The following is a 10,521-nucleotide window of genomic DNA, read 5'->3' on the forward strand; positions in this document are numbered from 1 at the left end:
CCTCCTGATAGTTTACTTTTTCTTTTGCCATAATCATTCTTGTTAAAGGTTACGGCGCAAAGATATGGCGGCTAACAACTTATGTCAAGGCGGAAAATAGAATGGTTACTTTGCTTCCGAAACATTGTCTCCAGTACCAATCAAGTAGTATTTACCGCACTGATTATGGTTGGATCTGCAAAACAGATTTCCTCACCTTAAGTTTTCCAGTAGAGTCTTTTTCAGATAACTGGAAACATTCCATTACTATTCAACCAATAAATATCATACGTTTATGCTTTACTCTTCTTTAATTATGATATCATTCTAGCAATGCTACTACACACCAAAGAAATGCTAACTGCCCATGATAATCACCAATACAACGCTTGCGATCATAGTAATACTGTTTGTCATTCTTTCGGTCCGTTCCAATGCAGATTTCAGTCACATCTCCATCCTCGTTTACATACGGCACCAAGGTGAGCCATGCCTTGCGGGCTAATGGTGCATATTCTTTGGCATTCAGCCAACCGTTTTTCACTCCCTTGATGAACGCAAAAGTAAACATCGCAGAACCGGAAGTTTCGGCCCAACAATCGGGTTGGTCAATCAATTGATTCCAAATCCCCCTGCTGTTTTGGAAATCTTTCAAACTGTTCATCATCGTCAGATATCCCTGCAAGATGCGCGGACGGTCCTTATGCTTCTTCGGCAGATATTGTAACAACTCGGCCATACCTGCAGCAATCCAACCGTTTCCGCGTCCCCAATAGAAAGGCACATCAGGAGCGTGATAGAACAAACCATTAGGCCGCTGCAATTCATTCAAGTATAATACCATCTCCTTAGCTGCTCTGTCTATATATTTCGAGTCTTTAGTAGCTTTATACGCCTCTATTTGTAAAATGGGAATCATGTACATATCATCAATCCACAATCGTGTCTGCCACGTATACCCTTTATCCGCCCACTCTTTTTGCTTGGGCTTGGCATCAGCCGGAACCTCCCACTGGCTGTCCGCATAAGACATACCAAGATCAAAATAGCATTTCTTCTTTGTCACTTTATACAGTTTCAAAGGTAAACTGCCAAACGTATTTAAATCAACATGGTTCTTAGGAGGCAAATACTGTTTCTCTTTTGTCAATAAACAGTCAAATTTATCCTGAACAAGCTTTGCCAATCTGTCTTTTTTCGTCATTACAGCATATTCAAAAGCTGCACTATGCGTGAATGTTTCATAATACCCTATCCACTTACCTACATAAAGTGCATGCTTACTATTCACGAACCTGTAGGCCAAGCGACTTCCGACTTCCTCCGGAGTAAATCCATTGGGAAAATTTGTCAATAAATTCTTTTGAGCAAATATATTTTGAACAAACAAAACACTCAAACATATAAACAATAAATATACTCTTTTATTCATAGTCTCCATCTAAAAAAATAACACTAAAATACTACTCATAGGGAGGAAAATTCCTTATACTATCTATTCGTGGATATGATTCCCAAATACTGTCCCCCTTTTCGGAAGTTACTCTTACATCATTCGTCTGATATAGTAACTGATCCAATCTGCCTCTTAACTCTGACAATACACCCTTATATTCTGGTTTTTCAATACAATTATCAAGACAACAGGGATCATTCTCAATGTTATATAACTCCTCATAAGGTCTGAAACCGACAGTACGGATGAAATATTGTACACCATCGCCATTCTCCCTGTTATTAATAAAAAACTGCTTAGTAGGTGAACCGTCTATATCGAAATAACCAGAATGGGCCTTTGCCAAATTGTTGTTTTTATCCAAAGGTGTCGGATCACCTGCTGGCCATCTTTCCGGATGAAAGTTCCTTATATACAAATAATTTCCTTTTCTAAGGCTTCTTATTGGATAACCTAAGTTTGCATACCGTGAAGAGCTATGTCTTTCTCTTCCAAAATAGACAGCTTCTCTTTTCTGTTCTTTGTTTTCCATTAAGAAAGGCAACATACTTTTGCCTGACATGTGCCCATAGGAAGAACGATTTATACCTGCTGCGTCCAACATCGTTGGAGCAAAATCTACAGAACTAACAATTTCGCTAGTATTCTTTCTTTTTATCTTGTCTCCCCAACAGATGGCTAATGGAACATGTACCCCGGCATCGTAACAGGTAGCTTTTGCATTTGGAAAAGCCATACCGTTATCAGCAGTCACTATAATCAATGTATTATCAAACAAACCTTTTTCCTTCAGAAAATCAATTATCTTTTGTAATTGTGCATCCTGATATTCTATTTCTACCGAATAGTCCAATAAATCACCTTTAACAACATCATGATTAGGCAAGAAACCCGGTACACTAACGATTGAGAGTGATTTATTCTCTTTCTGCCATGAATCACGTTCAAAACCTCTATGTGGTTCATTAAAGCCTACCCAAAAACAGAATGGTTGTTTTTTATCGCTATCTTGATAAAACAATTTAAAGTTTTCAACATAGTCTATATTGGATATGCCACTATAGGGAGGGGTCAGTTTTTTCTTATTAAAAGCTTTTCCTGCGGGATTTACCCCTCTTTCCTTACAATCGCCTGGTGCCCACCCCTTACCAGTATAACCTACGTTATAACCATTAGCAGTCAGAATATCTGTATAGCAAACTATATCTTTTGGAAAATATGAACAATGAGTTCCTGCCTCCTTTATTTGCCAAGGATACATTCCTGATAAAATAGATGCTCTGGAAGGACTACTACCCGGAGATGTCACATAAGCATTCTGAAACAAGCATCCCTGGCTAGCTATATAATCAAATGCCGGAGTCTTAACAAAAGAATTGCCATAAGCCGAGCAATGAGGGAAAGATTGATCGTCAGCAATGACAAACAATATATTTGGAGTACTTCTCACCTCCTTGGGATGATTGATGACTATCTCTTCACTCGGTTTGCTGCACGATAAAATACTCGTCAACATGGGAGCAACTATTTTTATTAGATTTGAATTATTCATTGTCGTTTCTCACAAAAGTAATAACAAATTATTTTCTCACGGAAAATTTATAGATACAACGGCTCTCATACTTCTCTCCCGGCTTCAGCAATGCGGAGGGCCATTCCGGCTTGTTAGGAGAATCGGGATATTTCTGTGTTTCCAGACAGACAGAGGCACGACGGTTATATACGATACCTTTCTTACCTTTTACCGTTCCGTCCAAGAAGTTGCCGGCATAGAATTGAAGACCTGGCTCGTTGGTATAAATATCAAGTACAATGCCGGTCTGAGGTGATTCAAGTGTGGCACACACTTGGGAAACATCACCTTTCGTATTAAGCACCCAGTTATGGTCGTAGCCCTTGCCGTACTTCAATTGAATGAACTCATTGTCGATACGCGCTCCAATGGGTGTGGGCTGACGAAAATCCATGTCTGTATTCCCTACTGAAGCAATTTCACCGGTAGTCATAAAGGTGCTGTCCACGGGAGTGTAGGCATCAGCATAGATGGTCAGCAGATGGTCAGAGTTGCCTGTAGCGGGATTGCCATTAAGGTTAAAGTAGGAATGATTGGTCAGATTAACCACGGAGGTGTGGTCTGTCTCGGCGTTGTAGCAAATGTCGATGGCGTTGTCATCTGTCAGTGTGAATGTAACCTTGCAGGCAAGATTGCCGGGGAATCCCTCTTCGCCATCTTTTGCCAAATAGCCTAGTTCCAGCGTCTGCCCATCCACTTGTTTAGCATCGAACATTCGAGAATTGAATCCCTTCAAACCACCGTGCAAGCAGTGACCATAATTATTTTGAGGTAATTGGTATTCCACTCCCTCAACGGTGATTCTACCTTGGTTGATACGGTTGCCATATCGACCGATGGTAGCACCAAAGTTGTTAGGATGATTAACATAATCCTGAATAGAGTCGAAGCCCAAGACGACATCGCGCATAATACCCTCTTTGTCCGGTACCATTATCGAAACAATGCGTCCACCAAAGTTGGTGATGCAAACCTCCATGCCATTTGTATTCTTCAACACAAACAAATACGTCTGTTTACCATCCACTTCCATGCGAAAGTCTGCTGGATTCAGTCCGGAAACCGTGTTACCATCGGTCTGCTTATCGGTACAGGCTGCTACCAGTAGCATAAAACCTGCTATTAAAATCATTATTCTGTTCATATCAATTAAAGTGTCTATATGTTTATTTCTTCTGTAAAAATTGCTTCGTACGACTAAGTGAAAACTACTACTGTGAGGTCATATTTAGCCCGGCGCGAAGAGTTCGTGATAACAATTTACTACCATAAAAATAGTTCCAACAAATATATTGCTCCACTTCCGAACAATAGCCGACTTTGGCAATGCCGCACATGTGTCTTCAAACGACAATAATTACCACATAAAAAACAAACATGTAATAGCGGACATACTCATCACCAGTTTTATTTATATTGAGTCCATAAACTACCTTTCTTTTCAAAATAGGGAATAGAGGAATATTTTCACAACAACTATACTATTGATACCGTCACTTTAATATACCTCCATTCTCATTCTGTTGTACTAGTTGATGATACAAAAATCAACTAATCAACTTTATCCATATCAGCTTCGGCTTCTTCCCAAGTTTCCCATACAGGAATGGAGGGATCATAGCCGTCATAGCCATAATTTTGCCACAACCTTCCCTTGTTGTTAGCTTTGATTTCTCTTTCAGGGATAGGCCAGTAAATATTTTTCTTATCTATAATATAGTTAAGCTGAGATTTGGCAGCATCGATTACAATTGTTACACCCTTATTGTACATGCCATAGCGGATACAACGCTGGTACCAATAGCTACCGCCAATTAGATCAGTGCCTTCCTGTTTGTCAAAGGTCGCCAAATCGTAGGTGTTACCCCATTCGTCAGGACGACCACTACGGGCCAAGCAGAGTGACACACGGGTAAGCTCTACGTTACGGAACTCTTCCCAAAATAATTCACGGGCACGTTCATTCATGATGTCACCAATCGTAATATTTCCCCCATAGAGTTGAGTACAATGAGCACGCTCACGGATAATGTTAATATCATCCTTGATAGTGGCATCGCTCGGATTAAGGTAAAATTTAGCCTCAGCACGCAACAGATAGGCTTCAGCAAGACGATACAGATACCAATCACCATAACCACCATCAGAAGCTCCGTGGTGACCATCAGAACCGTTAATATTGGCCTCTCGAACAGGATCATCCAATTTCCAAATGTAATGGGGAACATCGTACCAACGTCGGATAGTATCCGAACATAACAACTTCCCTTGTTCATCAAACAGTCTCAACGGCTGGCCAAAATATTTGGAAGCCTTATTATTGTATTTGAGTGATTCCATAGTTACCCAGTTACCATACTCTACACTGTGGCGCAAGTCAGTCTGATCCATTTTACCATTTACGACCCATACTCCTTTTTGATAGAACCATGTAGGGCGAGCTCTGGCTACACCGCGACCCATAGCTCGCATATAGTCATATTGAGGATTATAATCTTTGTTGTTGCGCTTGATATTTATCAAACCTTGTTTACCATCGGGAGTTTTTAAACTGTTATTGAAATAGAATGGATAAAAATTCCGCATAGTTGGATTAGCCAAAAATGATTCTTTAGCGAAACCACGGTTCGGCAATCCCATGATTACCTCTTTATTGCTGGTAAGTAATTTGTTTTCCGGACGATGCAGATCCCAGATAACATTACGGGTAATGGGCCATGTCTCTGGTTCTCCTCCTTCCCAAAATGTACCGAAGCTCTCGGTCATCAGTGAATAACCAGATTTGTTTATGATGATGTCCAATTGGTCCTTCGCCTTCTGGTATTCACCTCTAGCCAAATAAAGTTTGGAGAGCAGCATGCGACAAGCACCTTTATTCACTCCACCAATCAAGTCCATATCCTTTTGCTCGGGCACCCATTTTATGGCAAATTCCATATCCAGAATCAGACGATCCAAAATAGCATCACGTTTGGTAGAGCGGAAGTTCAATTTGGGTACTTCAAGAAGTTTAGTCATGAAAGGTACATCCCCATACTGGAATACCAACAGATAGTAACGGAATGCACGATGGAAATAGGCCTGACCAATATACTTATTCTTGATTTCCTCACTTAAATCTATATTGTCTATGTAGGTCAAGATTGAATTGGCATTGCGAATACCCTTGGTTGTTTGATCCCAAAAGAACCAAAGGGTACTTACACGACTTAGGTCCTGCTGTGTACTTTGATCACTATTAGGTGTCAGTTTTTGAGCTACATTATCCAATAAGTCCGTCTTATCAGTAAGAGATGGGATCATTAAATCGGAGAATGTGTATTCCGATACAAGAGGAAATAAATCATCGCCACCTGTCGTATAATAACGCTTCAACTGACGGTCAGCAATAGCCAATACGGACTTCAAACCGGATTCGGTAGAGTATGTCTGTTCCGGTTCATAGAATGACAATGGATCAGCCTTCAGAAAACTTTTTTCACAGCCAGTAAATATCAACAATGTACCGGATAACAGCACCAAACTATTGAATATATTTTTCTTAATGAAACTTTTCATATCTGTTTGTTTTTAGGTTTAAAATGATAAGTTAAGTCCCAGCGAGTAAAGACGGGTACCCAGACCACCGGTTTCGGGATCACCATATTCCCAGTCTTTGGCCCATGTAGCAACATTGCGTACAGTACCGGATATTTTCACACGCTCAATGCCCCATTTCTGTGTCAGTTTTCTAGGCAGTGTATATCCTACAGCAATATTTTCCAAACGGATGAAGGAGCGATTATACAGCATACCGGGTTTCTTGGCACCATCAGGACCATTGGCATCGATTCTTCCGTACTTATTAGTCGGATTGTCGATGGTCCAATACTCTTTAGCTTGCAAACAGGCAGCAGCGTATGACATGCGACCACCATCATCGTCATTATTTAAGTAGTTGGTAGAAAGAGCCTTATGACCCATACGGGAGTAGATATTGATGGAAACGGTTAAATCTTTCCAAAGTACGAATTCGTTACGCAATGACCAGTTAATGGGAGGTGTGGTTGTTCCCAGAAACTGCTTGTCGTCATCGTTATAGACGATAGTTTGCACACTGCCATCAGCGTTATAGATATCGTTCTCCGGATTGTTCCATACCTTCGGGTCGCCCGGCTGCTGCTTGTATTTGGCTGCCTCTTTCCATTCATCGTTCTGCCAAATGCCGATCACTTTATAGTCCCATATTTGGTTGATGGGTTTTCCGATGAACCAACCGTTAGCAGTATAGTCAGATTCCTTTTGCCCGATTACATTACTATTAGCATCCAATACGTTTTCGTATTCATAAAACAGGTGCTTGATTTTATTCTTATTATAGGAGAAGTTGAACGTTGTATTCCATTCAAAATTCTTTTGCTTGATGTTTACCGTATTCAAGGAGAATTCAAAACCAGTATTGTTAACTTGCCCCAAATTGGTAGTAATATTGTTGAAACCGGTAAAAACTGGCAATGGTTGTGACATAATCATGTCGTTGGTATTCATCGTATAAAATTCCATTGTACCGGTAATACGATCATTTAGGAAACCAAAATCCAAGGCAAAATTCCACGATTTTGTCTTCTCCCATTGCAAGGTAGGATTTGCCATACGGCTTGCCATTAGATAGCGCATTAATTCTACTTCACCAGTAGATGTAAGATAACCCATATAATCGCCACTACCTGCACTAAGATTTGCCAATGCCGTGTAAGGATCCGCCAATGAACGATTACCGTTACTACCATAGGAAGCACGTAACTTACCACTGCTCATCACATTCTTGATTTTTTGGAAAAACTTTTCGTTAGAGAAAGTCCATGCAACAGCTACAGAAGGGAACCAAGCATAAGGATTGGTAGAACCGAATGCAGAATAACCATCGCGGCGGATAGATGTGGTCAGCATATAACGGTCATCATAGGAATAGAACAGACGGCCTAATAAACCGTCAGCAGTCTCATGCGAGTCAGTGGTTGAATAGGAACTGCTCTCTTTAGAACCATTCTGTGTATTATGGAATCCCAATGCATCTGAAGGCTGAATGTTGCGTGCCTCAATGCGGTCGGACCAACGTTGGCGTTCCTCTGCTTCTTGAGCTAAAGTTACAATAAAGTGATGCTTTTTGTCAAAAATTTTGTCCCAAGTGATAGTGTTGTTCAATGACCAATCAAAACGTTTGGCATGTTCACGATCGGCACCACGATTGTTAGGATTGCTACCTGGCAGGTCTGCTGACATGAAATAGCGCTCATAGAAAAATTGATAACGCGGTGCAACATTGAACTGATAGGTGATGCCAAAAGGCAGTTTTACTTTAGCGTTAAAGATAGAATTCAGCACCGTATATCCTTTTTCCAGATCTAAATATTGTTTTTGGAAATCATAATTATAACCGCGCTGTGAATAAGTTTCGTCATTCGGATATTGAATAGGATTCCCATCTTCATCGGCATAATCCGCGTAAGGACTATTACGCATGAATTGACCTTCGTCCATGTCAATACTGCCATCAGTACGATCTTGGAAATTGACATTGGCTCCTATCTCGAACCAATTAGTTACTTTGGCATTCAATTTCATATTGGCACGAACAGCACGATAGGTATCATCAATCAAGGCGCCTTCGTTACGCAGATAGCCCAAAGAGAAGTAATAATCCACTTTCTCAGAAGCACCGCTGACACTGGCATTGTAGTCCTGATTGAAACCCAAACGAAAGGCTTTGTCCTCCCAATCCACAGTCTTGCCTGACAGAATATTTTCAAGCACATTACCTGTGAATCCCAAACGCTTTGCCCAAATGCTCAAATCGCTTTCTCCAGATTCGTTGCTAGTATAACCTCTCCAAATATCCAAATCAATATTCGTCAACTTATCGGGATTCGTATAATAGTCATCCATACCTTTATATACACCAATTTGGTAGTCGTCCCAATTACCTTCTGCATTAGCTCCGTAAGTACTTTTAGCTTTCCAGTCTGCATAATGCTGCAAATATGCAGAAGGACTAAATCGTTCACGGTAAGCGCTTCGTTGTGTCAGACCAATATTTGTGCTGACGTTTACTACCGGTTTACCTCTCTTTCCTTTTTTAGTCGTAATGATAATAACACCATTGGCTGCTTTGGCACCATACACAGCTGCCGCAGAAGCATCCTTCAATACATCAATCTGACCAATATCGTCAGGATTGATTTCAGAAAGTTCGCCATAGAACATCATACCATCTAATATTAACAAGGGTGAGTTGTGATTACCATCCGTATAAACAGAACGTTGACCGCGGATATTCATGGAACCACCACCCTTGGCATCAGCATTGTAACCTATGGCCAAACCTGGTGTACCACGAAGAATATCTTGTACAGTTTTGGGATTTTCATTAGCTATTTTATCCGGACGCACCTGTATTACAGATCCGGTAAGGTCTTTCTTACGCATGGTACCATAACCAACTACCACAACCTCTTCCAAGGCTTGGGCATCGTCTTTTAACATAATTTTAAGTGGTTGTCCTCTAAATACCACTTCCTGCGTCTGCATTCCAATATAAGAAACAATCAATGTTTCCCCCGTTTTACCTTTTATAGAAAAATTCCCATCAACATCGGTTATGGTTCCTGTAGTAGTTCCTTTTACCATAATAGTCACCCCCAATAGAGGATCATTGTTCGCATCTATGACAGTCCCTTTTATCATCATATTCTGGGCATATATAACATGTGCGAACATACAACAAAATAAAAATAAAACTTTTTTGACCATGTTTAATATTTTATTAGATTAAAAGTTTACAGAGGATTTTATCCCATATAAATAACTCATAGTTTTGCAAAATGCAAAAGAAGTAGAATGAAAAAAATCATTTTATTATACCATAGGCGTATTAAATTAAGTTTAACATTATGTCAAAAAACAAGATTATTATCTCTAAAATATATAAAGAGAAATCCAAAATACTTTTTTCATTTATCCTTCAAACAATCCTTTTAATTCAACTATACCCCAATAAAAATTCTTATTATCACAATCTCTATCTTTACCTTTTTCATTCATGTCATGAAGATTATTATCTTCTATTAATTGAGTTCTGTCCTGTTGAAAACCTTATATTTATCCTTTTGGATGAGACAAAAGTAGAAAAATCGACCAAATTATAATACTACAAACAAACCAATTAATGGAAAATTAGTCCCAAACTAATTTAAGAATTAAAAAGATCCTTTAGGATAAGCTCTAATGCCTATTTGGGCTATATAAATGAATCCAACATAGATACCCAACAAGTTAACTATTATGGATTATTCTTTCTTCTATTGAACAAATTGTTTCTTCTTTAATTCATTAACCAATCAAGCTCTGATCTCTCCATTCATTATTAATAATGCGAATCAGTAGTTGAACTCTGATTCCTTGTTTTAGAAAATTAGATAAATGAATGCGATGGCAATTTTGCCCATCGTATGTACTAAAAGTCCAGATGTAGATC

The 10,521-nt window shown here is 39.6% G+C and carries 5 protein-coding genes; all 5 read right to left on the reverse strand.

Going from position 1 to position 10,521, the window contains the following annotated elements; all coding sequences use genetic code 11:
- Positions 1-301: 301 nt before the first annotated feature.
- The 5 genes from DXA05_RS25090 to DXA05_RS25110 all read right to left on the reverse strand — a co-directional run bounded on the left by DXA05_RS25090 (position 302) and on the right by DXA05_RS25110 (position 9,734).
- On the reverse strand, positions 302-1,411 hold the full coding sequence (locus DXA05_RS25090; protein ID WP_062695874.1) for a glycoside hydrolase family 88 protein: 1,110 nt from the start codon (positions 1,409-1,411) through the stop codon (positions 302-304).
- A 31-nt stretch (positions 1,412-1,442) separates the two neighbouring features.
- Complete coding sequence (locus DXA05_RS25095; RefSeq protein ID WP_165861567.1) at positions 1,443-2,864, reverse strand: sulfatase; 1,422 nt, start codon at positions 2,862-2,864, stop codon at positions 1,443-1,445.
- A 151-nt stretch (positions 2,865-3,015) separates the two neighbouring features.
- The gene (locus DXA05_RS25100; protein ID WP_074911523.1) at positions 3,016-4,152 is read right to left on the reverse strand and encodes an aldose epimerase family protein; all 1,137 of its coding nucleotides are present in this window, start codon (positions 4,150-4,152) and stop codon (positions 3,016-3,018) included.
- Positions 4,153-4,559: 407 nt separating this feature from the next.
- Positions 4,560-6,566, reverse strand: a complete 2,007-nt coding sequence (locus tag DXA05_RS25105; RefSeq protein ID WP_074911525.1) for a RagB/SusD family nutrient uptake outer membrane protein — start codon at positions 6,564-6,566, stop codon at positions 4,560-4,562.
- Positions 6,567-6,584: 18 nt separating this feature from the next.
- Positions 6,585-9,734 carry a SusC/RagA family TonB-linked outer membrane protein gene (locus tag DXA05_RS25110; protein WP_225450602.1) on the reverse strand — a complete coding sequence of 1,050 codons (3,150 nt, stop codon included), beginning with the start codon at positions 9,732-9,734 and terminating at the stop codon, positions 6,585-6,587.
- Between the last annotated feature and the right edge of the window lie 787 nt (positions 9,735-10,521).

The organism is Bacteroides sp. AM54-2NS (genome assembly GCF_003602935.1).
In the GTDB taxonomy this organism is placed as follows: Bacteria; Bacteroidota; Bacteroidia; order Bacteroidales; family Bacteroidaceae; genus Bacteroides; species Bacteroides xylanisolvens.

What these genes read in the sequence shown, in the direction of transcription:
- DXA05_RS25105 (WP_074911525.1), bottom strand. Translation starts at nt 6,566, where the DNA reads ATGAAAAGTTTCATTAAGAAAAATATATTCAATAGTTTGGTGCTGTTA.
- DXA05_RS25090 (WP_062695874.1), bottom strand. Translation starts at nt 1,411, where the DNA reads ATGAATAAAAGAGTATATTTATTGTTTATATGTTTGAGTGTTTTGTTT.
- DXA05_RS25110 (WP_225450602.1), bottom strand. Translation starts at nt 9,734, where the DNA reads ATGATGATAAAAGGGACTGTCATAGATGCGAACAATGATCCTCTATTG.
- DXA05_RS25100 (WP_074911523.1), bottom strand. Translation starts at nt 4,152, where the DNA reads ATGAACAGAATAATGATTTTAATAGCAGGTTTTATGCTACTGGTAGCA.